Raw genomic sequence first — 22,616 nt, forward strand, 5'->3', positions numbered from 1 at the left:
AACAACCTACCATATAAAACTTGCGGGACCGTTTGAGGTGTCCCGCAAGGTTTCGTGAATGCTTATTCTGCAATGTATGCGTGACGCCAATCGTGGTTTCCGCCGCCGTAGAAGTACTGGCCCTGAAGGTTCTTATTGTAGGCCACTACCAGATTCGCGATGTATAACGGAACCTGCGGACAAGCGTTTACCAGGTACTCCTGAAGCTCCTGGGCAGCTGCCAGACGCAGCTCCGGATCCTTCTCCGTCGCTACGGTATCAATCAGCTCGTCTGCCTTCGGATCAGAGTAGTGATGATAGTTGGAACCGGAACCGGTGTAGTACAGGTCGCGGTATACGAAGTCAACCTTGGAGTCCTCGTTCCATCTCCAGAGGAACAGCTCATGACTTCCGTCCACACAGGCAGACTTTAAGGTCGCCGTCTCCATCGGCTCCAGAGTTACCTCAATGCCGATCTCCTTTAAGTTGGACTGGATGATGGTCGCGATCTGCTCGTAGGGAGAGCCGGAAGCGTAGGAAAGGCTGGTGGTGATGCCGCCGTTGGCGTATCCTGCCTCTGCCATCAGGGATTTCGCTCTCTCTACGTCGTAGTCAAAGCCCTCCATGTCATCGTAGAATCCCCACAGACCTCTGTTTAAGATGGTGGTCTGCAGCGTACCCTTGCCGTACACAGCCGCCTCAAGTACTGCGTCTCTGTCGATGGCGCAGGCAACGGCCTGTCTTAAGGTCTCGTTGTTCCACGGCTCCTTCTCCACATTGAAACCGAAGTAGAACAGGCGCGTTCCGGTCTGCTCGTATACGGTGATGTTCTCGTCCTCCTCCAGGTACTGCAGCTCGTTGATCGGCGGGTTCACGCAAACGTCGATCTCGCCTGCCTGCAGGGCCATAACACGGGAAGATGCCTCGATGTAGGGACGGAACTCGATGACCTCGGCCACGCCGGGAGCCAGGTTCTCACCCTCGGGGATGTCGTTGCCCCAGTAATCCTCTACCTTTACCAGACGGCAGTACTCGCCCTCTACCCACTCGTCGAACTTGTAGGGGCCGGTACCGATGTAATACGGATCCTCTACGCCGCTCTCGTAAGCCTTCTTGGACTGAATGGATAACGGAACGGAGGATAAGGACTGGATAAACTCGTTATTGTAGCTCTCGATCTCAATCTCGATCGAATAGTCATCAATGACATTACACTGAACGTAGCCGGTCAGAATGGAAGCCGCCATGTTGTCCATCGCCATATCCAGGGTGAACTTCACGTCCTCGGCGGTCATGGGGGTCTTCTCCTCGTCGTTGAAATGAACGTCGTCGCGAAGCTTCATCTCAATGTGAGTGTCATCCTTGAACTCCCAGGAAGTGGCCAGGCACGGGCCGAACCGCTCGTCGCCCTGAGAACCATTGTTAAAGAATACCAGGGTCTGGTGGGTATTCTTCAGGATGATGTTGTTGGTAGCGTCCTGCTGTTTCTGAAGATCCAGATTGTTGATGTCGGCGTCCGTACCGATAATCAGAGACTCCTTGTGACCGGATCCGGTCGCTCCTCCGTCAGAGGATCCGCCTGAGCTGCTGGATCCACCGCCGCATCCTGCAAGGGAAGCGGCCAGCATAGCTACGCTAAGTAACAATGCAAGTCTTTTTTTCATGATGTTTTCCTCCATCTTCTTTTTGCTCTGCCGTATCGACCGCAGGCATTTTTTGCAAACGTATATACAATACAGACAAAAACAGGCATAAAAATAGCGCCCTAGAGAAACATCCCAAGCATCGCCTGAAACGTTTACACCACTGCGCCGCTCTTCTTCTCTATGCAATGTGTACATACGCTTATCAAATTAATGTGAGTATACCATCATTTTCACAACATGGCAAGTCTTTTTTTGTAAAATTATCGTCAATTCTGTAACATTTGACGAAGGAAACCTCCCCGTTTTTTATCCTTTTTTGTCTCTCAAATGCACTAATTTCCCCATAAATTTCTGTATATTTTTCACACAAATTACAAACTGAAGACACTCCCCCGAAGATCACTCCTGGGAAATCCTATTTTTTTCTTTTCTCCCTATAAATTCATCAAAGATTGTAAATTTTCCTGAATATTTTAAAAATATCATTTTCTTTCAAAATACGACGCCATATCTGAAACACTTTCACCCGCCGCGCCCTCCCGGCATCCGTCGGCTCCGCGGCGTCCCGGCCGCCTGTTTCTCCCAGTCCAAAATCCCCGTTTCCACTGCCAGGCCCCGCCCCTGAGACGCCGGAAACGGCCGCCAGGGATGTACCTCATTTGGTGATAGGACAACCTCTGCCCCACATATCTTGAAAAAAACGGAGGCAGCCATGGCAGATATGAAAAATGGGCAGACAGAGCTGGTGGACATTGATTCTGTAATCATAGATCCGTCAAAAAGCAGGGAGGAGCGGATAAACGACTTTCTCGCGCAGATCCACGACCCCTACTGCTTTCTGTGCCGCGGCATAAAAGTGAGGATTTCCTTCACCGGCACCGGCGGCACCCTTGAGGAGAAGCTGACGGAATACTTCCGGGAGAACTCCGCCTTTTAGCCTGCCGCGCCTGTGTTTCCAGGCGGCCTCACAGGCCGTCCCGGAAACCAGGCGCCTGCGAAAGCCCGGCTGCCCACTCAGGAAAACAGCCTATGTATACAGAAAATGAGGGAACAGCCTGCCGCTGCGCCGCTTATCTGCGCGTATCCCAGGAGGACGGCGATAAGCGGGAGAGCGACAGCATCCACAACCAGAGAGCCTACATCAATTCCTACGCGGAAAGCCACGGCCTTTTTATCAAAGAAACATTCATCGACGACGGCTGCAGCGGGGTCAGCTTTGACCGCCCCGGGTTTTTGAAACTGTTAGAGGCCATAAAGGACGGCAGAATCAACTGCGTGATCGTAAAAGACCTGTCCCGGTTCGGGCGAAACTATATTGAGGCCGGGCGTTATATCGAGCAGATCTTTCCCTACCTGGACGTCCGCTTTATCGCCATCAACGATAATTACGACAGCCATTCCCCTCTGTCCCCCGCGGACAGTATGTTTCTGCCCTTTAAAAACCTGCTGAATGACGCCTACAGCCGGGATATTTCCATCAAAACCATCACCAGCCTTGACGTAAAGCGAAAAAGGGGGGACTACCTCGGTGCCTTTGCCCCCTACGGTTATAAAAAAAGCGCCGCGGACAAAAACAGGCTGGAGATCGACGAGGAGGCCGCCGAAATCATTCGCCGCATCTACCGCCTGCGGATCGCCGGAAAAAGCGACAGGGCCATCGCCCAATGGCTGAACCGCGAGGAGATTCCATCTCCCCTCGCCTACAAGCTGGCCCACGGGGAGCGGGTTTCCTGCCATTTCCAGACATCCCCCAGACTTTTGTGGCACACCTATACCGTCCGCCGCATTTTAAGGGATGAGCAGTATCTGGGGCATCTGATTCAGGGGAAAAGCCGCCGGATCAGCTACAAGATCCGCCGGCAGATCCCCGTCCCAAAGGAACAGTGGATCCGCTGTGAACACACCCATGAGGCGATCGTGTCCCCGGAGAGCGCGCGGCTCGTAAAACGGCTGGAGGGCTCCGGGATCCAGCAGCCCGCCGGCCGGGACTTTGCCCTCCTCTTTTCCGGCCTGGCGGTCTGCGGGCTGTGCGGACGCCATCTCTCCAGAAAAACCGTGGGGAAATATCATTACTGGGGCTGCTACAACCGGGACCGGAGCGCCCGCTGCCGTGGCGCCGCCATCAACGAAACGGCCCTTTCCCAGCTGACGCTGCAGATTATCCGGAAGCACGCCGCCGTCCTGCTGCAACTAAGCGGAATGGAGGAGGAATTAAAGGCGGCCCGCCCACGGGAGCGCTCCTTAAAAACCCTGGATTCCCAGGTGGATGCCTGTAAGCAGAAACTGGAGACATACCAGCGCCTGAGCAGTTCCCTACGCGAAGACTTCCGGGAGGGAATCCTTGACCGGGAGGAATACCTCTCCCTCCGGCAAACCTATGAAACGCGCGTACAGGGGCTGAGAAAACGGCTTGACGTCCTGAACGCCAGACGGCAGAATGCCCTGGACAGCTCACCGGCGCCGCCATGGCAGGACGGGTTTCCAAACCAGGAAAAGGCCGGAGAAATCCTCCCGGCCCTGGACCGCCCTCTGCTCCTGACCCTCACAGACAGCATAAAGGTCTTCCCGAAAAAACAGGTGGAAATCGTCTTCCGGTGCCGGGATGAATGGAACGGGCATCCAGATCCCGCGCCGAAACAGGCAGACAGAAAGGAGGCAGACGGCCATGCCGTTTTCCCAAACAAAATCACCCCTGCCCTCCAGCTCCCCATCCCCTCTGCCCACAGCCCTCTACCTCCGTCTCTCGGCGGAGGAGTTCGAGAGCGGCGAAAAGCTGAAAAACCAGGAGAACCTCCTGAAAAACTACTTAAAGACAAGGCCGGAGCTGACCCTTTTTAAGGTCTACCGGGACAACGGTTTCAGCGGCACCAGTTTCTGCCGCCCCGCGTGGAGCGAGCTGATCCACGACCTTCAAAACGGGCAGATCCGCTGCATTGTGGTAAAGGACTTATCCCGGCTGGGGCGCAATTACATTGAAACCGGAGACTATCTGGAGACCGTCTTTCCCCTCCATGGAGTCCGTTTCATCTCCGTGAACGATTTCTATGACAGCGCCGCCCCCTCCGGCCACTTTGAGCCCATGGTGCTGTGGCTGAAAAACCTGGCCAACGACGCCTACGCCAGGGACATTTCCAAAAAGATCGCCACCGCGAAAAAAATCCAGCGAGACGCGGGAAACTACTGCGGAAACCTGGCCCCCTACGGCTATCTGCGGGACCCGGACTGTCCGCGCCGTCTGGTGGTCAACCCCCAGACGGCGCCCACCGTCCAGCGGATTTTTAGCTGGAAGGCCGAAGGGCTTTCCAACACAGAGATCGCCAACGCCCTGAACCGTCAGGGAATTTTATCTCCCATGAAATACCTTTACGAGCTGGGGCTCGTAACACATGAGCGGTGGAAACGCAGCAGCTGGCAGCGATCCACCGTCAAGACCATCCTGCAAAACCGCACCTATACCGGCGACCTGGCCCAGGGGAAGAAACGGCAGAATCTCTCCGCCAACCAAAAAACTGCGAAAAAGCTGCCCCCCGGCCAGTGGACCGTCCGCGAACACACCCACGAAGCCATCGTCAGCCGGGAACTGTTTTTTCAGGTTCAGGAGCTGGAGCGAAACCGAAGGCGGTGCGGCAGCCACGGAGATTCTGCCGCCCCGGAAGACGTCTTTCGCGGCCTGGTGTACAGCCGGCAGGCGGGAATCCCCATGTACCGCGCCAGATATTGGAGCAAAACCGGCGAAATGAGATACCGCTACCGCGCGGCGGCGGGAAGATCTCCGGACGGCAGCCCCTTTCCCGCCGTGTCCGTCCAGGAGGAGAGGCTGACATCCTCCGCGGCGGCAGCCCTTAAAAAGCTGGCGGAAATGTTTTTGGAGCCGGAGGAGCTCAAAGGGGACAGACAGGCCTTCTCCCCAGGCCAAACGCCGGCCCCAGGACAGTCTCCCCATTCCGAAGGGCGGCCGTGGCAGGAAACCGCCCGCGGCCTGGCCCTGGCCAGCCTGTACCGGGACTACGCGGACGGGCGGCTGTCCCCGGAACAGTTCCAGGCGGAAAAAGCCCGCTGCCGCGGACAGCGCCGGGAGCCGGAGCCTGTTTGGGAGGCCTCTCCCCAAGCCATTTCCCCACATCCCCAAACCCGGCAGGAACCGCAGGAGCCCCACAGCGGCGCCCCGGAGCGGGAACCGGCCATTTCCCCGCTCCGCCATTTTCTGGAAACGGGAGAATTAAACAGGCGGCTGGCAACCCTTCTCATTACCAAAATCCAGGTCTCCGGCCCGAAAGAAATAGAGATCTGCTTTTCCTTCCAAAACGAATTTCCCCCACCCGTTCCCACGGAGAAAGGAGGTGACCGGCCATGGAACAGAGACGAGTCCTCGCTTCATATTTGAGAATCTCCCTGGAAGACCGGGATTTAAAAAGCGGGAATCAGAAAGCAGAGAGCAACAGCATCAGCGCCCAGCGCCAGCTGATCCGCGGCTACATCCAGTCCCACCCAGATCTGGGCGCGTACCGGCTGCGGGAATTTCTGGACGACGGATACTCCGGCACCACTTTAAACCGTCCGGCCCTTCAGGAAATGCTCGCCCTGGCCCGAAACGGCCGCCTCCACTGCGTCATTGTGAAGGACGTATCCCGTTTTGGCCGCAATTATATAGAAATCGGAAATTACATCGAGCAGGTTTTCCCCTTTCTCGGAGTGCGCTTTATTTCCGTCAACGACCATTTTGACAGCCGGGAAACGCCGGGACAGACGCCGGGACTGGATATGGCATTTAAAAATATCCTGTATGACTTTTACAGCAAGGATCTGTCGAAAAAGGTGCTGTCCGTCAAACGGATGCAGCAAGCGGAGGGAAAATTTGTGGCCGCGAAACCGCCCTTCGGCTATCTGATCTCCCCGGACAACCGGTATCAGCTGATTCCCGATCCCAAAACGGCCCCCTGGGTGCGCGCCATGTTTGAAATGACGCTGGAGGGGAAACTGCCCTCTGAGATCGCGGGCTTTCTGAACGAGAAAAAGGTGCCCACTCCCGTCCAGCGCAATTTCCGGGAATTTGGGTTCCGGGACCGCTGGTACAGGGAGGAAACCATGGAAAACAGCCGCTGGACAGGTTCCACCGTGTTGAAAATCATAAAGGATCCCACCATGAGCGGCTGCACCGTCAACAACCGGGTACAGGTGACTTCCATCGGCTCCCGCCGGTTCAAACGGCAGGCGGAAACGGATTTTGTGATCGTCGCGGACACCCACACGGCCCTGGTGGATCCAGATACCTTTCAGAAAACCAGGGCGATCATCAAAGCCCGAGCCCCATCCCGTAAAAAAGGGCGGGCCGGAAATGAAACCGCCTTCAGCGGTAAAATCTTCTGCGGAGAATGCGGAAACCGGCTGCGCCGGGAAAGCCGCTCCAAACAGCCGGAAAGGGCCTCCTACTACTGCCCCAGGGCACGGCAGACAAAAAACCAGTCCTGCGCCGCCAAATCCATACAGGAGGATGTGTTAAAATCCATTGTCTGCTCCGTTTTAAAGGCCCAGTTTCAGCTGGCGGCGGACTGGAATGGGGCAGAATTCCCCCGACACCGCGAAAAAGAGCTTTCCCGCCGGCTTAAGGCATGGAAAGGGGAACTAAATGCCCTGCGCTCCGGTTTTCCTCCGCTGTACGAGGCTTACTCCGCCGGGCAGATGAGCCATGAGGATTTCCTGCGGCAAAAGGCGGCCCGGGCAGACCGCCTCCGAAGACTCCAGTCCGAGATCGAAAACGGGGAACGCCTTCTGTCTGCCTCCTCCGAAGACGGCATTTCCGCTTTCCAAGAATGGCTGGAGACGGTCACGGAAAGCACCTGCGGCCGGCCGCTGACCGATACCTTTGTGGAGGCCATTTACCTGGACAGCCGGAAATCCCTGCGGATCGTCTTAAAAGGGGCCGACCCATTAGACTTTGCCAGGCAGCCGTGAGACTGCGCCAAACGGAGGCACCGCGGCCGGCGCTGGCGCTGGAGCGCAGTTTCGTAGACGGCCATTTTCCTCCCCGCGGGGCGCGCCTCCCGCCGGGATTTTCGCGGCGCAGGGGACGAGGTTTTCTGGCGCGAAAACGGCAGCTGTGTTCCGTTTCCGGTTCACAGCTGCCGTTTTTCCTCCCATTTCCTTCATTTTGGATCGTCATTTTTAGTCTGCCTGTTTGCCATCTGCTCCACAATCACAATAGGCTCTTTCACGTGCAGCAGCAGATAGTAGCTGTCGTTGGCCTTGGCCTGTCTGGTATTTTCCTCTCCCAGCACGTAGGAAAACCGCTCCTGCAAAAGCTCCGCCAGCCGTTTTCCCTCCACGGAATTGCGGTAGTAAAATACCTGTCCGCCGGAGACGTTTTCCTGGTGGTAGCTGTTCTGGTGAATGCTCACCACAGCGTCCGGCCTGGCATCGGCGATGATCTCGCACCGTTTCTTCATATCGGCCATCTTTTTCTTTTTGTCACTCTCCCGGTAAAGGCCCTTGTCCTCCTCCCTGGTCATAACCACCTTCACGTCCGAGCTCTCCAGGTAGCCTTTCAGTTTCTTGGCAATGGACAGGTTGATGTCCTTTTCCAGGCTCTCGTCCACGCCGATTTTTCCGGGATCGTTTCCGCCGTGTCCGCTGTCGATCACCACCACCTTCTGCTCCCGTTCCGCCGCCGCCTGGCTCTCCGCCCTGGCCGCCTCCATCATGCCCAGATGTCTGGCGGCGAAAAACACCACCAGCAGAAGGGCAAGCCCCATCAACGGTTCCGCAACTGTCTTGTTCACAAATAACCTTCCGAAGGCAACTTTTTACAATAAATATATCGGCCGCGGGCTCAAAAAAGAACCTGCGGCCATTTCCGTCAATCCAGAGCCTTCTCCAGCTCCCGCACCACGATTTTCAGCGCCTCTATTCTGGCGTATTTCTTGTCCACTGACGGAAGGATATACCAGGGGGCGTAGGTGGTGCTGGTCTTTTGCAGCATCTCGTTTACCGCCACCTCGTACTGATCCCATTTTTCCCGGTTCCGCCAATCCTCGTCCGTGATTTTCCACTGTTTCTCCGGGGTGTTCTGCCGTTCGGTGAAACGGGCCAGCTGGGTATCCTTGTCGATCTGCACCCAGAATTTTATGATGACGGCGCCCCACTCGGACAGCTCCTTCTCGAATTCGTTGATCTCGTTGTAGGCTCGTTTCCAGTCATTTTCCGTACAAAAGCCCTCCAGCCGCTCCACCATCACCCGGCCGTACCAGGTGCGGTCGAAAATGGCGATGTGGCCCGTCTTGGGCAGTCTGGTCCAGAACCGCCACAGGTAGTGCCTGGCCTTTTCCTTCGGCTCCGGGCTGGCGATGGGATGCACCTCGTAGCCTCTGGGATCCAGGGCTCCCGTGATGCGCTTGATATTTCCTCCCTTTCCGGCGGCGTCCCAGCCCTCGTAGGCGATGATCACCGGGACTTTTTTCCGGTACAGGCGGTTGTGGAGCTCCCGCAGGCGGTCCTGCAGCTCTTTCAGCTCCTTCTTATAATCCTCCTCAGAGATGGATTTGTCCAGATCCACCTCGGAGAGCTGAGGCATTTTCACCAGGGGGAACACGTTCTGGAGAATGGGGGCCGCCGTCCGGTAATTCTGGAAGGCCACCTCCAGGCCGCCGCAGAGAGTTTCCATCATCTGCAGCTCCGCCCATTTCCGGTCTTTGGCGTCCACGATGTACCAGGGGGCGCTGGGGGAGCTGGTGTCCGTCATGTAGCGGTCAAACAAATCCTCGCATTTTTTGTAATTCTCGTTCTGCTGCCTGTCCCACGGGTTGACCCGCCACTCCGTGTCCCGGTCCTCCAGCAGGTGCTGGATCCGTTTCCGCTGCTCCTTTTCCGTGATGTGGAAGAACAGTTTCACCAGCAGATAGCCGTTGTCCACCAGCTGCCGCTCAAAACGGCGGACGCTCTCCACCCTTTTGGCGTAGTCCTCCTCGTCCAGTTCGCCGGTAAAGCGCTCCCGGACAATCTCGTCCATCCATCCGGAATCCAGGAATTCAAATTTTCCCTCCTGGGGAATCTGGGCCACGTAGCGGTACATGAAGGGTCTGCGTTTCTCCTCCGCCGTAGGCTCTCCCATGGTGGCCACCCGGAAAAATCTGGGGTCAATGTTGCGGATCACCTTTCCGATGATACTGCCCTTTCCGGCTGAGCCCCAGCCTTCCACCAGAACCAGCACCGGGAGCTTGCGCTCCTTCATCTGCAGCTGGTACTGCTCCAGTTTCCGCTCCGCCTCTTTCAGCCGCTCCTTCAGCTCCTCCTTCTCCGGTTTCTCCGCCGGAATCCACTTTTTCAGCATATGCCTCCTCCTTTCCCGCGCGCTCCGCCGGTCGAGACGGCGGGCGGCTGGTCTGCTGTGGGGTCGTTGGAATTGTTGGGTTTATTGTATCATATTTCGGGGAAAAAATCCCTATGGAAATGGGGAGGCGCCGGAAGTTTCACAGGAAATTTACGGGATATGGCCGCCCGGCCAGACAAGAGGGCCCTGCTGGGGACGGCGGCTTTTTGTTTTGCGGAAATCTTTATATCTCAGGACAAAAAAGGAGGCGCCGAAGGAGGATGCCTGGCAGCGGATAGCTGCTTCAGCCGCTGTGTTTTCGCGCGGGGAGCGCCATCCGGGGCTTTCACAGTAAAATGGGGGCCGGATACCCGGCCCCCACAGGGAATTTATCGTCAGCCTTCAATGGCGATTCGTTTATTCTCCTCCACCTTCTGGTTCTCCTTTTTCGGAACCGTCAGTCTCAGAATACCGTTTTCAAACTTTCCGTGAATGTCCTCCTCGGTCACCCCGTCGCCCACGTAGAAACTTCTGCTGCAGCTGCCGGAGTACCGCTCCTGGCGGATCAGGCGGCCTTCTTTATCCTGCTCGTCCTTATCCAGCCCTTTCGCCGCGGAAATCACCAGGTAGCCGTTTTTCAGCTCCGCACTCACTTCCTCTTTCTTAAAGCCCGGCAGGTCAATGTCCAGCTCGTAGCTGTCATCCAACTCTCTCACGTCGGTTTTCATCAGGTTCTTCCCATTCTTTCCGTACAGAGGATTCTTTCTTCCGAAAAACTCTCTCTCAAACGGGAAATCCATCCAATCATCAAATAAGTTCTCTCCAAAAATACTAGGCATCAACATAAATCATTCCTCCATTCCATTGACATCCTTGTATGTATCCATCTTTTTCTATGTGAAAGAACTCCGGAGGGGGAAGTCACTGGAACCGGAGCCTTCATTCTCTGGTTCCTCGTCCCTTCTCTTTTGTTCTATGTGTAATATAACACGCATTATTAGCAATGTCAAGAGGTGAGTGCTAATTTTTTTGTGAAAAAAGTGTGAAGGAGAAAATGTGACAGCTCCTTTCCATACGCTGCCTCTGCCAACAGCGCTGGCTTTCACCGCGCTTGTATCCCGGCTCATCCAAGCGCCCCATAAACTCCTCCACTCCGCCCCTCCTGGCGCCTAGCTTTTTTCTCTCCGCAAAACCTTCTCCAGCGTCCAGCCCTTCGCCAGCTCGTCCACCAGCTTGTCCAGGCGGCGGATGTCCCGCATCAGCGGCTCCGGAACGGTTTCCACCTGCACGCCGCACACCTTTCCCGTGATCTTCTCCCGTTCCGGATTCATCCGCGGGGCCTGTTCAAAAAACGCGGCATAGGTGATTTCCCCTTCCGCCAGGCGCTCCAGCGCCTCCGGCTCATAGCCTGTAAGCCAGCAGATCACCTCGTCCACCTCCGCCTTCGTCCGCCCTTTCCGCAGGGCCTTGTTTACCAGCAGCGGATAAATTTTTCCAAACCGCATTCCATATACCTTCTCATTGCTCATTTTGACCGCTCCTTCTCCGTTTCGTTCTCGTATCTCCTATTATACATTTTTTGAAGACAGAAATAAATGAAATACGGCAGACTTTCCCCGCCAAAAACAGCCCCGGCCGCGCGCAGGCAGTCATCTCCCTCCGCGCAGTCTGCGCGCCTGGGCCTGCGCACAAAAATGCCAAAAACACTTCAGGCCCGCCACTCTCCTCAAGTGACGGGCCTGCCCGTTTCTGCCGTTTTAACTTTCCTCGTTCATTTTCGCCAGCTTTGCCGACTGATCCGCGGCGATCAGGCTGTCGATGATTTCCTGGATGTCGCCGTTCATAATGGAGTCAATCTTGTAGAGCGTCAGCTTGATGCGGTGCTCCGTCACGCGGCCCTGGGGGAAATTGTAGGTGCGGATCTTCTCCGAACGGTCTCCCGTTCCGATCTGGCTGCGCCTCTCCTCCGCCTCCGCGTTCTGCCTTTTCTCCAGCTCAATGTCATACAGCTTGGAGCGCAGCAGCCGAAACGCCTTCTCCTTGTTCTGGAGCTGGGACTTCTCCGTCTGGCTGTAAATCACGATTCCCGTGGGAATGTGAGTCAAACGCACCGCTGAGTCCGTGGTGTTTACACACTGTCCGCCGTTGCCGGACGCTCGCATCACGTCGATACGGCAGTCGTTCATGTCGATCTGCACGTCCACTTCCTCGGCCTCCGGCATCACTGCCACCGTAGCCGTGGAGGTGTGGATGCGGCCGCCGGACTCCGTCTCCGGCACACGCTGCACCCGGTGCACGCCGCTCTCGTACTTCAGCTTGGAGTAGGCTCCCTTTCCGGTGATCATGCAGACCACCTCCTTGAAACCGCCGATGCCGTTCTCGTTTACGCTGATCATCTCCACCTTCCAGTGCTGGTGCTCCGCGTAGTTTACGTACATCCGGTACAGCTCCGACGCGAACAGGGCCGCCTCGTCTCCGCCGGCTCCGGCGCGGATCTCCATGATAATGTTCTTGTCATCGTTGGGGTCCTTCGGAAGCAGAAGGATCTTTAACTCCTTTTCCAGCTCCTCGATCCGCTTTCTGGCGTCCGCCAGCTCCTCCTTGGCCAGCTCCCGCATCTCCTCGTCAGATTCCTCGTCCAGGAGCGCCAGGCTGTCCTCCACGTCCTGCTTGGCCTGCTTGTAGGCCTTGTAGGCCTCCACGATGGGAGCCAGATCCGCCTGCTCCTTCATCAGTTTCCGGAACCGGTTCTGGTCCTCCGCCACCGACGGATTGTTGAGCTCCAGCATCAGCTCCTCATAGTGAATCAATATGTCATCCAATCTGTCAAACATGGTTTCCTCCTGCCATTTTTCAAACCGCTCCCGGCCACTGGCCACAGGCCACCCTGTGGTTCCCGGCAGCATCCTTCACAATTCTTACGCCAACAAATCCATTGTCCCTCAAAAGGGCCTCCAGGGCCTCTCCCTGATCATATCCGATCTCCAGGTAAAGCCATCCGCCGTCCGCCAGAAACTTCCGGCTCTCCGCCGCGATCCCGCGGTAAAACGCCAGTCCGTCCCTGTCTCCGTCCAAAGCCAGCCTGGGCTCGTAATCCCGCACCTCCGGCTCCAGCCCCTCGATCACTTCCGTGGCGATGTAGGGCGGATTGGAGGCGATCACATCGTAGGCCGCCCCCTCGTCCAAAGCCTCAAAAAGGTCGCCCTCCAGAAACCGCACCGCGGGAGCCAGCCGTCTGCCGTTCTCCCTGGCCACCTCCAGGGCGTCCCCGGAAATATCCGCCCCGTCCACCTGACCGTATCCGCCCAAAGCCGCCAGGCTGATGGCAATGCAGCCGGAACCGGTACACAGATCCAGGATCCGCGTCTCCTTCTCCGGATGTTCCTTCAAAATCATCTCCACCAGGGTCTCCGTGTCCTGCCTGGGTATCAGCACCCGGCTGTCCACCTGGAAGGACAGGCCCATAAACTCCTGACTTCCCACCAGGTACTGGAGAGGCACCCGCATGGCTCTGGCCTGGATGGCCTCGCTGTACTCTCTCGTCCGGCCGTCCACCGTGGGCACCTGTTCCTGCTGCTTTAGCAGGAAATGAGCCATATCCAGCTCAAAGGCCTCCTGGAGAAGATACCTGGCATCCAGCCCGGCATCCGCCACGCCGGCGTCCGCCAGCCGTTTTTCTCCCCATTTACAAAGCTCTAAAAACGTCATGATTCCATTCCTCTCGCCGGAATCCCTGAGGTTTCTCCGGCCATCTGCCGAAAATCCTGCCCTTCAGCAGACAAACCTTCCGCCTCCTGCCGGGCGCCAGCTATTTCCCCGGCTGCTGCCCCATCCTGCGGCAGGCTCTTTTCCCCTGCCGCCGTCTCCGGAAAATTCTCCGCCAGATAGGCTCTCCAGTCAAACACAGCCTCCACTGCGGCGATGGCCACCTCGATCATGGAGTCGTCCGGCTCCTTCGTAGTCATATTCTGCATCCAAAGCCCCGGTTTGCTCACCAGGTTGATCAGCCCGTTGTCGCTCCGGCCCGCCAGGCGCAGGAGCTCATAGGAAATCCCCGCGATCACCGGCACCAGCACAATGCGGCTTAAGATCCTCAGCCACAGCGTATCCACCCGGATCACCATAAACAGCAGAATGCTGATCAGCATAACAAAAATCAGGAAACTGGTGCCGCAGCGCTTGTGCTGCTTGGAGCTTTTCCGCACATTTTCCACGGTCAGCTCCATGCCGTGCTCAATGCAGTTGATGCACTTGTGCTCCGCGCCATGGTACATAAAGGTCCGGCGAATCTCCTCCATCCGGGACACCAGCTTGATATATGCGATAAAAATGGCGATCCGGATCAGTCCCTCCAGAAAAGCCATCACGCTCTCCGACCCGATATAGAGACGCAGCACATTTGCCAGCAGCAGGGGCACGATCATAAAGATCACCACCGCCATCACCACAGAGAAGGCCATCACCACGCCCATGATCACCTTTTCCAGTTTCTCACCGAACATCTGGTCCAGAAACTCCTCGAATTTTCCCGGCTCCTCCGCCACGTCCTCATCGTCCTCGAAAAAACTGGCGGAAAACGTCAGGGTTTTCATCCCCAGGACCATAGAGTCCACAAAGCTGAACACCCCCCGTACAAACGGCAGGGCGCAGAATTTCACCTTTTCCGTCATACTGACATAGCGGTCCTTCATCACCTCGATGCCCCCGTCCGGCCGTCTCACCGCCGTGGCGTAGTCATCCTTATTTTTCATCATGATCCCTTCGATGACCGCCTGACCGCCAATGCCTGAATATTTCATCCATTCACCTCCGTCACCCCGGAAACGCCTCCAAATTCCTTAGAAACCGTCCCGCGAGGTCAGCCGGGCCTTGCACGCAAAGCCCTCAGTCTGATTTATGTGAAACAAAATGTATATGCGATTGTCACGCCCGCCCCGGAACTGGGCCAGCCATCTGCCGACGGTATTCGAAATCCGGGCTATCGCCCTACTTTCTCATACCGTCTTGCCCGTCTGATGCTGGTATATCTGTGCGCGCTCGCGCGCCCATCTATATCGCCGCCATCCGGGACTTTCACAGTAAACGGACATGACCGCTAACGCGGTCATCGCGAATCATGAAAGCCAGATGGCTCCGCGCCTACGGCGCTCCCGCCATCCGCCGACGGTATTCGAAATCCGGGCTGCCGCCCTACTTTCTCATACCGTCTTGCCCGTCTGATGCCGGTATATCTGTGCGTGCAAGCACGCCCATCTATACCGGCGCCATCCGGGGCTTTCACAGTAAAAAACAAGGTTGAAACCCAGCGTTTCCGCCATGCTCCAACCTCTGTTTAAGCTCTTTTCTTATTTAGCCACATTAACGCCGTACTTACGATTGAACTTATCAATACGTCCGCGGGCTGCAGCAGCCTTCTGCTGGCCAGTGTAGAAAGAATGACATTTGGAGCAAACCTCAACGTGAATGTCCTTCTTCGTGGAGCCAGTTACGAACTCGTTTCCGCAGTTGCACACAACCTTGGCCTGATAATACGCCGGATGGATTCCTTCCTTCATGATTTTCACCTCTCAATTTTATATTTGCGGTTCCCAACCGCAGGTGCCGTTTTCACGCACTCTATGTCTGATACAGACAGCCTACAAAGTATATCACAGATTCTGCCCATATGCAAGCAGTTTTCCTTAGAAGAAACGGATTTTCTTCGCGTTTTCCACGAATTCCCGGTTGGTCCTGGTGCGGGCGAACAGATCCAGGATCTTCTCCACCGCCTCGTCGGCCTTCATGGAGTTGGTCGCCTTGCGGACGATGTCCACCGCCTCCATCTCCTCTCTGGTGAGCAGGAGGTCGTCCCGTCTGGTTCCGGATTTTAAGATGTCCACAGCCGGGAAAATGCGTTTCTCTGACAGTTTCCGGTCGAGCACCAGCTCCATGTTGCCCGTGCCCTTAAATTCCTCGTAGATCACGTCGTCCATACGGCTGCCAGTGTCGATGAGGGCCGTGGCCAGAATCGTCAGGCTGCCGCCCTCCCGCATATTTCTCGCGGCTCCGAAGAACCGCTTCGGCATATGCAGGGCCGCCGGGTCGAGACCGCCGGAAAGGGTACGGCCGCTGGGGGGTACCACCAGATTGTAGGCTCTCGCCAGCCTGGTGATGCTGTCCAGCAGGATAATCACGTCCCGTCCGTGCTCCACCAGGCGTTTCGCCCGCTCAATCACCATCTCGGAAACCCGCTTGTGGCGGTCCGGCAGCTCGTCAAAGGTAGAGTAAATCACTTCCACATTGGGCCCCACAATGGCCTCTTTGATGTCCGTCACCTCCTCCGGGCGCTCGTCGATGAGCAGGATGATCAGGTGCATATCCGGATGGTTGGTGGTAACGGCTTTCGCCACCTGCTTTAACAGGGTGGTCTTACCGGCCTTGGGCGGGGAAACGATCATGCCTCTCTGCCCCTTTCCGATGGGGGAGAGAAGGTCCACCACCCGCATCGCCGTGCTCATGCGGCCTCCAGGCATCTCCAGATGGATCCGCTTGTTGGGGAAAATGGGGGTGAGATCCTCAAAATTCGGCCGTCTCTCCGCCGCGTTGGCCGGATAGCCATTGATGGTCTTTACGTATAAGAGGGCCGCGAACTTTTCCGCCGGGCTCTTGACCCGCTTGCTGCCCTGGACGATGTCTCCCGTCTTCATATTGAACCGGCGGATCTGGGACGGCGCCACATAGACGTCATTCTCCCCGGGAAGGAAATTCTCACAGCGGATAAAACCGAAACCGTCGGACATCACTTCCAGAATGCCCTTAGCGTCCTCTCCGCTGTCCAGCTCCTGCAGATCCGGGTTCAGCCCCGGCATCTCGCCCCGGTCACCGCGGTCATTCCGGTCGCCCCGGTCGCTGTCACGGTAGCGGTCGTCGCGAACCCGCTCCTCACGGCTGTGCTCCTGATCTCTGGTACGGTCGTCCCTGGTACGCTCCTGATCCCTGGAACGGTCCTCTCTGACCCGGTCGTCCCCGGAGCGATCCTCTCTCTGGCGGTCGTTTCTGAAACGGTCCTGCTGCCTGCCGTCACGGTAGCGGCTCCCGTATGCCACTGTCCGGTTTCCCGTGTTTTCGCTCCGCTCCGTCCGCTCGGCCTGAACCGCCGGCTTGTCCTGGGAAACGCTTTCCTCCGGGGCCGCGGCCGCAGCCGGTTCCTCGGAAACGGCCGCCTTTTCCTGTTCCAGCTTTTCCGCCTCCCGGCAGAGCAAATCTATCAATTCAGATTTTCTAAAACCACTTACGCCCTTTAACCCCTGCGCCTTCGCCATATCACGCAGCGTGGCTAAAGGTAATGTCTCTAACTTCTCACGCATTTCAAGTCTCCTTTTTTACTTTTCACATGGGGATTTTTATCAGATACGTTTTAAAAGATGGTAGTGTGCATATAAGCTCATTTCCTATTATATACTCTGTCAGAAGAAATGAAAAGCAAATTTTTCTTAATTTCACCATCTGTCCTTCCAAGACTCACGCCCAGGGCCGCCGCCAACGTGGGGCCTTCGTCCACCAGGCACATTTCCTCCTGCCGTCCTCCCCTGGCAAACGCCGGGCCTCTCCCGCCGAAAATGGTGGTGTAGCCGTCCCGGTCCGGGTGAAAGCCGTGGGTGGCCCGGGAGACGGCCTCCCGCACCGCCGGAGCCTTCCAGTCATTGAGAAAATAAACGCCGTCGCCTCCGTCCACCATAAACGCGCACTCCCGGTCCGCCCCCATGGCGGCCGCCTCTTTTCCGGTGTAAACGGCCTTTACCAGGCCCTTTTCCCGCAGCTCCTCTAAAAGGCCGTAAACCTGGGCCGTAAACGTTCTTTCCTTTATATAAATGTAGCAGGAGCCGTCGCACTCCCGGGCCAGCACGCGCCAGTCCGCGATCCGCCCGTCCCGCACCGTCAGCCAGCGCCGTTTCGCGAAGTAATAGTTGGGGCAGACCGCCCTTTCCACGTCCAGCTGGTAATGATCCCCCAGCAGAACCACGTTCGCCCGTTTTCCCCATTCCGACCGGCTCAAAAGGCCGAGCACCTCCCCGATCCTCTGGTCGTGGCGTTTTAAAGCCGCCTTTGCCTGGGGGCTGGTTACCCCGTAAAGATGGCGGTTGGTGTCCACGTCCGTAAAATGGACCAGAGTCAGATCCGGGCGGTACCGCTCCAGGGTGTGGAGCAGGGACGCCTGCACAAAATCGTCCAGGGCCGGCTGGCTCACCCCTTTCCGGATGTGGCCAAACAGCCGCTGTAATTCCAGCTCATAAAGAGGACTGCCGTTTAAGCAGGAAACCATGGTCTGGGTCTGCCACGGCCGGTTGGGAAGGATTTCCGGCAGGTTAAAACGGATTTTCGCCCCGCCGGTCACCGGCCAGAGCAGGGACGCTGCCGTCCCGCCCTTCTTTCTCACCTGGTCGTAAAGGGTCTCCGCCTGCACGTACCGCCTCTGCCAGAACCAGTCCGTTTTTTCCCTCTCCGGCTGAATCTGTAAATTGTTCACGATTCCGTGGGCATCGGGGTACATCCCGGTGACAATGGAGGTGTGGGCCGGGTAGGTCAGGCTGGGGTACACCGTTTTGACCCGCTCGCACACCGCCGCCTCCTCCCAGAACCGCCCGAAATTCGGCAGGCTCTTTAAAAAGGGCAGATCCCTTGTGCCCACGGCGTCCAGGGAGATCACCACCATGGGATTCTGGATAGTTCTCTGTCTTTCTGAAGATTTCATTCCTGTTCCCCGCTTTCCCGTTTCAAAAACTCCATCCACTGGGTGACCTGCCGCTCATAGCCGTTGTCCGTGGGGCGGTAAAAGACCGTCCCCTCCATGCCGTCCGGCAGATACTGCTGCTTTACGTAGTGGTGGGGATAGCTGTGGGCGTACTGGTAGTCTAACCCCCGTCCCAGCTTGGCGGCGCCGGAGTAATGCCTGTCCTGCAAATGGGCCGGCACCGGCAGGGCGCGGTGATTTTTTAAATACTCCATGGCCTCGTCCACCGCCAGATAGGAGGCGTTGCTCTTGGGAGCCGTGGCCACGTAAGTCACCGCCTCCGCCAGAATGATCCTGGCCTCCGGCATTCCCACCCGTTCCACCGCCAGGGACGCGTTTACCGCCACCACCAGGGCCTGGGGATCCGCCATGCCCACATCCTCCGCCGCGCAGATGATGATCCTTCTGGCGATAAATTTGATGTCCTCACCCGCGTACAGCATCCGCGCCAGGTAGTACACCGCGGCGTCTGGGTCAGAGCCCCGCATACTCTTGATAAACGCGGAAATGGTGTCGTAGTGGCTGTCCCCGTCCTTGTCGTAGCGGACGGCCCGTTTCTGGATGCACTCCTGGGCTACCTCCAGATTGATCCAGATCTTTCCGTCCTCGCTCCGGTCCGTGGTCAGGATTCCCAGTTCCACGGCGTTTAAGGCCGACCTGGCGTCCCCCCCAGCGGCGTCTGCCAGAAAGTCGGCGGCTTCCTCGGTGATTTCCCCGCCATAGCCGCCCATTCCCTTCGCCTCATCGTAGACAGCCCTGTGAATCAGCTCCTTTACCGCCTCCTTTTCCAGAGGCCGCAGCTCAAAGATCTTCGACCGGGACAGCAGCGCCCCGTTTACTTCAAAATAGGGATTTTCCGTGGTGGCCCCTATCAGAATCAGGGTGCCGTCCTCCACGTAGGGCAGAAGGAAATCCTGCTGCCCCTTATTGAACCGGTGGATCTCATCCACGAACAGAATGGTTTTTTTTCCGTACATCCCCAGGTTTTCCTTCGCCTCGTTTACCACTTCCTCCATGTCCTTCTTTCCGGCCACGGTGGCGTTGATCTGGCGGAACTGGGCGCTGGTGGTGTTGGCAATCACCTTTGCCAGGGTGGTTTTCCCCGTTCCCGGGGGGCCGTAGAAGATCACCGAGCCCAGCTTGTCCGCCTTGATGGCGCGGTAGAGCAGCTTGTCCCGCCCGATGATGTGTTTCTGTCCCACCACCTCATCCAGGGTCTCCGGGCGCATCCGGGACGCCAGCGGAGACTCCTTTTCCATGGTGTTTTCCCTCATATAATCAAACAAATTCATCTGTTTCCTCGCTTTCAGTCCACCAACAATTCATCTGCTGTAACAAAAGTATATCCCTGCTTCTCCAGCGTGTCAATGGCCTTAAACGCTGCCTGCACCGTGGTTTCATAGGAGTCGTGGAGCAGGATCACGCTGCCGTCCTCCGCGTGCTTTACGATGTGGCGGTACACCTTTTCCGCGTCCAGAACCTTCCAGTCCAGGGGATCCACGTTCCAGAAAACCGGCTCCATCCGCAGCCGTTCCCCCAGCTCATCGCTCCATTCCCCGTAGGGCGGGCGCACGTATTCTGGGGCGTTTCCCGTCAGGCTTTCCAGCTTTTCATTGGTCTCCTGGATCTCCCGCACCGCCTCCTCCATGGGAATTTTGGAAATCTGCACGTGGCTGGAGGTGTGGTTTCCGATCAGATGGCCTTCCTCCGCCATCCGTCTTACAATCTCCTCATTTCCGTCAATGTTGTCCCCCACCAGAAAGAAACTGGCCTTTACACCCCGCTCCTTTAAGCCGTCCAGCAGCATGGGCGTGTACACCGGATGGGGGCCGTCGTCAAAGGTCAGGGCGATGTAGCGCCTGGAAACCGGCTGGGCCGGATCCACCTCCGGGCTCCCCGCCGTCGCCGCCTCCATCCTCCATATTTCATAGCTGAACCACCCCACCGCCGCCAGCGCGGCAGCGGCAAGCACGGCTGTCTTTCTCATCCTGCCTCTTTTCCGGGTGCTGTCCCCGTAGGTTGATCGGTCTATGATTATTATATGTGGGAAGGCAAAGAAATAGGCCGGGAAAACACGGAGACGGTGAACGGTTATGAAATGTTCCGTCATTTTTGCTATATTATTTGACAATCCAAATATTATGGTGATAAAATTAAATTATAATACTTTTTGTCCGTTATTTGCCGAAAGAAAGGTGGGTAATGTATGGATTATTACAATCTTGCGATCAAACGGGAATCTACCAGAAGCTTTAAAAAACGGCCGATCTCCAGCCGCCAGCTGACGGAGCTGCAAAATTACATTCCCAGCTGCCGCCGGATGATTCCGGAGCTTGCCGCGGACGTCACCATTTTAGGCGCGGACGCCCCCGCCGAGTTAAAGGGCTGCGCCGGTTACCACGGGCTGATGATTGAGGCCCCGAATTACCTGGTGATCTCCTCCGCTCCCCATGACCATGCCGTGGAGAACGCCGGTTACATGGGGGAGGACCTGGTGATGAAACTGACGGAGCTGGAGCTGGAATCCTGCTGGATCACCATTCAGGATCCGGAGGAGATGGGAAGACGCCTTCATCTGCCGGACGACCGCCGTCCCATGGCCCTCATCGCCTTCGGCAACGCCACCGTCATGCTGCCGTCCTCCCGCCTGGACATCAAGAGCGTGTCCAACATTTTCATCAAACAGCGTACCGGTTTCATCGCGCCGAAACTGGCCGTGGACCACGCCGTCTACACGAAACACTGGGGCGAGAGCGCGGAGATTTCCTCCCTGCCCTTAAACAACAGCGTATACCAGGCCTTCATCGCCGCCTGCTGCGCCCCCTCCTATTTAAACCTGCAGCCCTACCGCTTTATCCTGGACAAAAACACCGTCCTCATGGTCTGCCTGCCGGATGAAATGACCACCGACGACGACATCCGCCTGAATGTGGGCATCGCCATGCTGCACTTCGCCGGTGCCATGGAAAACCACCATCCGTCGGACACCGGCTGGGTGATGGGAGCCCCGGAGGGAAGCTCCTACGAAATCCCGGAGGGAGCCTGGATTGCGGGATACTATGTGATTGATATTGATTAGACCCAGATGAAACGGAGCTGCCGCAAACGCAGATGGAGGATCTGCCGGAGCGGCAGCTCCGAGTCTTTTCTGTGTTTATCCCATACGAAAAGGTGCCGTGAAATCATCTCTGTGGATCATTTCACGACACCCTGTTTTCTACTGCCGGCGACCGGAATCGAACCGGTTGAAACGGTTTTCAGCAAATTATTGATTTTCCTAGCTTTTCTCAAAATCCCTTATTTTATCGCGTTTTTCGGTGGTGTAAATTTCTTTTTGAACGGATTTTTTCCTATTATATTAGGCTATATTCCAGAACTATGCAACACGAATATACAACACGCTATTGTACTACTAAGATGACAAAATCAGAGCCACCTAAAAGGTGGCTCTGATTCTTTCTATATGTGGAAAGTAGCGCCATAAAATCCTCTCCCATAATGTACCGGACAACCGATGCTTTCCAGGAATTCTTCCGATTCGAAGTCTGCGTCTCCAAGGCCCAGGCGCACGTGGCCATCCCGAAGAAGACGAAGGAGATTTCTGGCCGCCAAGTAATTGCCCTTTTTCACAAGTTCCATATGCTTTTCCATAATTTTGTATCTTCTAATATTTTGTTTTATTGTCATACCCATTCTTCCTTTCTACCTTCTCCTACTTTTCGGGGATTCTCAAAATGGGCTTATACCTTTTTCTCCCCAAAACTTTTCCCTGTTTTTTCAAAATCGCTTGTACGCGGTTATACATTTCTACCGTGATGATGGGATCATAGTTTCCCTTATACAGCTGTCCACAGTATGGGTTATACCCGCAATATTGTGGCCGGGAAAGGATGACAGATATAGTATAGGCCTCCGGGAC

Annotated in this window: 20 protein-coding genes; 5 read left to right on the top strand and 15 right to left on the bottom strand. The window is 56.4% G+C overall.

The annotated features are described in order from the left end of the window. Window positions 1-62 precede the first annotated feature (62 nt). Window positions 63-1,643, bottom strand: coding sequence for an ABC transporter substrate-binding protein (locus B5E84_RS12190; RefSeq protein WP_087223161.1), 1,581 nt, complete (start codon window positions 1,641-1,643; stop codon window positions 63-65). 694 nt (window positions 1,644-2,337) lie between these two features. On the opposite strand from B5E84_RS12190, the gene B5E84_RS12195 reads away from it, so the two are divergent. From B5E84_RS12195 to B5E84_RS12210, 4 genes are all read left to right on the top strand, one after another. After that, window positions 2,338-2,562, top strand: a complete 225-nt coding sequence (locus B5E84_RS12195; RefSeq protein WP_242963360.1) for a DUF6870 family protein — start codon at window positions 2,338-2,340, stop codon at window positions 2,560-2,562. A 92-nt stretch (window positions 2,563-2,654) separates the two neighbouring features. After that, entirely contained in the window at window positions 2,655-4,463 is a 1,809-nt protein-coding gene (locus tag B5E84_RS12200; RefSeq protein ID WP_087223123.1) for a recombinase family protein, read from the top strand. Then, on the top strand, window positions 4,399-6,009 hold the full coding sequence (locus tag B5E84_RS12205; protein WP_242963363.1) for a recombinase family protein: 1,611 nt from the start codon (window positions 4,399-4,401) through the stop codon (window positions 6,007-6,009). Before B5E84_RS12200 ends, B5E84_RS12205 begins: the two co-directional genes overlap by 65 nt. Beyond that, window positions 5,976-7,577: a recombinase family protein gene (locus B5E84_RS12210; protein ID WP_087223127.1), complete on the top strand. Its 1,602-nt coding sequence runs from the start codon at window positions 5,976-5,978 to the stop codon at window positions 7,575-7,577. Before B5E84_RS12205 ends, B5E84_RS12210 begins: the two co-directional genes overlap by 34 nt. Window positions 7,578-7,768: 191 nt before the next feature. Here the strand turns inward: B5E84_RS12210 and B5E84_RS12215 are convergent, their stop codons facing one another. The 12 genes from B5E84_RS12215 to B5E84_RS12270 form a co-directional block, all read right to left on the bottom strand. Next, window positions 7,769-8,401, bottom strand: a complete 633-nt coding sequence (locus B5E84_RS12215; RefSeq protein ID WP_242963361.1) for an N-acetylmuramoyl-L-alanine amidase — start codon at window positions 8,399-8,401, stop codon at window positions 7,769-7,771. A 77-nt stretch (window positions 8,402-8,478) separates the two neighbouring features. Beyond that, a complete protein-coding gene (gene pap, locus B5E84_RS12220; RefSeq protein WP_087223131.1) occupies window positions 8,479-9,948 on the bottom strand; it encodes a polyphosphate:AMP phosphotransferase in 1,470 nt (489 codons plus the stop codon). 374 nt (window positions 9,949-10,322) lie between these two features. Further along, window positions 10,323-10,772 (bottom strand): Hsp20/alpha crystallin family protein, encoded by a 450-nt coding sequence (locus tag B5E84_RS12225; protein WP_087223133.1) that lies wholly within the window; start codon window positions 10,770-10,772, stop codon window positions 10,323-10,325. A gap of 324 nt (window positions 10,773-11,096) precedes the next feature. Then, the gene (locus B5E84_RS12230) at window positions 11,097-11,456 is read right to left on the bottom strand and encodes a DUF2200 domain-containing protein (protein ID WP_087223135.1); all 360 of its coding nucleotides are present in this window, start codon (window positions 11,454-11,456) and stop codon (window positions 11,097-11,099) included. A 228-nt stretch (window positions 11,457-11,684) separates the two neighbouring features. Then, entirely contained in the window at window positions 11,685-12,761 is a 1,077-nt protein-coding gene (gene prfA / locus B5E84_RS12235) for a peptide chain release factor 1 (RefSeq protein WP_087223137.1), read from the bottom strand. 19 nt (window positions 12,762-12,780) lie between these two features. Beyond that, window positions 12,781-13,635 carry a peptide chain release factor N(5)-glutamine methyltransferase gene (prmC, locus tag B5E84_RS12240; RefSeq protein ID WP_087223139.1) on the bottom strand — a complete coding sequence of 285 codons (855 nt, stop codon included), beginning with the start codon at window positions 13,633-13,635 and terminating at the stop codon, window positions 12,781-12,783. Next, window positions 13,632-14,726: a DUF1385 domain-containing protein gene (locus B5E84_RS12245; RefSeq protein WP_087223141.1), complete on the bottom strand. Its 1,095-nt coding sequence runs from the start codon at window positions 14,724-14,726 to the stop codon at window positions 13,632-13,634. The genes prmC and B5E84_RS12245 overlap by 4 nt, the downstream gene beginning before the upstream one ends. 546 nt (window positions 14,727-15,272) lie before the next feature. Further along, on the bottom strand, window positions 15,273-15,482 hold the full coding sequence (rpmE, locus tag B5E84_RS12250; RefSeq protein WP_087223143.1) for a 50S ribosomal protein L31: 210 nt from the start codon (window positions 15,480-15,482) through the stop codon (window positions 15,273-15,275). Between the two features lie 126 nt (window positions 15,483-15,608). After that, a complete protein-coding gene (gene rho, locus B5E84_RS12255) occupies window positions 15,609-17,273 on the bottom strand; it encodes a transcription termination factor Rho (RefSeq protein WP_087223145.1) in 1,665 nt (554 codons plus the stop codon). A gap of 77 nt (window positions 17,274-17,350) precedes the next feature. Then, complete coding sequence (locus tag B5E84_RS12260; protein ID WP_242963362.1) at window positions 17,351-18,658, bottom strand: alkaline phosphatase family protein; 1,308 nt, start codon at window positions 18,656-18,658, stop codon at window positions 17,351-17,353. Then, window positions 18,655-19,989: a replication-associated recombination protein A gene (locus tag B5E84_RS12265; protein WP_087223147.1), complete on the bottom strand. Its 1,335-nt coding sequence runs from the start codon at window positions 19,987-19,989 to the stop codon at window positions 18,655-18,657. Before B5E84_RS12265 ends, B5E84_RS12260 begins: the two co-directional genes overlap by 4 nt. Window positions 19,990-20,003: 14 nt before the next feature. Further along, complete coding sequence (locus tag B5E84_RS12270) at window positions 20,004-20,684, bottom strand: polysaccharide deacetylase family protein (RefSeq protein WP_087223149.1); 681 nt, start codon at window positions 20,682-20,684, stop codon at window positions 20,004-20,006. A 219-nt stretch (window positions 20,685-20,903) separates the two neighbouring features. On the opposite strand from B5E84_RS12270, the gene B5E84_RS12275 reads away from it, so the two are divergent. Continuing rightward, a complete protein-coding gene (locus tag B5E84_RS12275) occupies window positions 20,904-21,776 on the top strand; it encodes a nitroreductase family protein (RefSeq protein ID WP_087223151.1) in 873 nt (290 codons plus the stop codon). 380 nt (window positions 21,777-22,156) lie between these two features. Here the strand turns inward: B5E84_RS12275 and B5E84_RS12280 are convergent, their stop codons facing one another. Beyond that, window positions 22,157-22,384: a hypothetical protein gene (locus B5E84_RS12280; RefSeq protein ID WP_087223153.1), complete on the bottom strand. Its 228-nt coding sequence runs from the start codon at window positions 22,382-22,384 to the stop codon at window positions 22,157-22,159. Window positions 22,385-22,409: 25 nt separating this feature from the next. Further along, the coding region (locus B5E84_RS20855) for a recombinase family protein (protein WP_204248583.1) at window positions 22,410-22,616 on the bottom strand (207 nt) is incomplete at its 5' end.

Source organism: Lachnoclostridium sp. An14 (assembly GCF_002160755.1).
Lineage (GTDB): Bacteria > Bacillota > Clostridia > Lachnospirales > Lachnospiraceae > Lachnoclostridium_A.

Coding starts and splice junctions, on each gene's coding strand:
- B5E84_RS12190 (WP_087223161.1), bottom strand. CDS start 1,643: ATGAAAAAAAGACTTGCATTGTTACTTAGCGTAGCTATGCTGGCCGCT.
- B5E84_RS12195 (WP_242963360.1), top strand. CDS start 2,338: ATGGCAGATATGAAAAATGGGCAGACAGAGCTGGTGGACATTGATTCT.
- B5E84_RS12200 (WP_087223123.1), top strand. CDS start 2,655: ATGTATACAGAAAATGAGGGAACAGCCTGCCGCTGCGCCGCTTATCTG.
- B5E84_RS12210 (WP_087223127.1), top strand. CDS start 5,976: ATGGAACAGAGACGAGTCCTCGCTTCATATTTGAGAATCTCCCTGGAA.
- pap (WP_087223131.1), bottom strand. CDS start 9,948: ATGCTGAAAAAGTGGATTCCGGCGGAGAAACCGGAGAAGGAGGAGCTG.
- B5E84_RS12225 (WP_087223133.1), bottom strand. CDS start 10,772: ATGTTGATGCCTAGTATTTTTGGAGAGAACTTATTTGATGATTGGATG.
- B5E84_RS12230 (WP_087223135.1), bottom strand. CDS start 11,456: ATGAGCAATGAGAAGGTATATGGAATGCGGTTTGGAAAAATTTATCCG.
- prfA (WP_087223137.1), bottom strand. CDS start 12,761: ATGTTTGACAGATTGGATGACATATTGATTCACTATGAGGAGCTGATG.
- prmC (WP_087223139.1), bottom strand. CDS start 13,635: ATGACGTTTTTAGAGCTTTGTAAATGGGGAGAAAAACGGCTGGCGGAC.
- B5E84_RS12245 (WP_087223141.1), bottom strand. CDS start 14,726: ATGAAATATTCAGGCATTGGCGGTCAGGCGGTCATCGAAGGGATCATG.
- rpmE (WP_087223143.1), bottom strand. CDS start 15,482: ATGAAGGAAGGAATCCATCCGGCGTATTATCAGGCCAAGGTTGTGTGC.
- rho (WP_087223145.1), bottom strand. CDS start 17,273: ATGCGTGAGAAGTTAGAGACATTACCTTTAGCCACGCTGCGTGATATG.
- B5E84_RS12260 (WP_242963362.1), bottom strand. CDS start 18,658: ATGAAATCTTCAGAAAGACAGAGAACTATCCAGAATCCCATGGTGGTG.
- B5E84_RS12265 (WP_087223147.1), bottom strand. CDS start 19,989: ATGAATTTGTTTGATTATATGAGGGAAAACACCATGGAAAAGGAGTCT.
- B5E84_RS12270 (WP_087223149.1), bottom strand. CDS start 20,684: ATGAGAAAGACAGCCGTGCTTGCCGCTGCCGCGCTGGCGGCGGTGGGG.
- B5E84_RS12275 (WP_087223151.1), top strand. CDS start 20,904: ATGGATTATTACAATCTTGCGATCAAACGGGAATCTACCAGAAGCTTT.
- B5E84_RS12280 (WP_087223153.1), bottom strand. CDS start 22,384: ATGACAATAAAACAAAATATTAGAAGATACAAAATTATGGAAAAGCAT.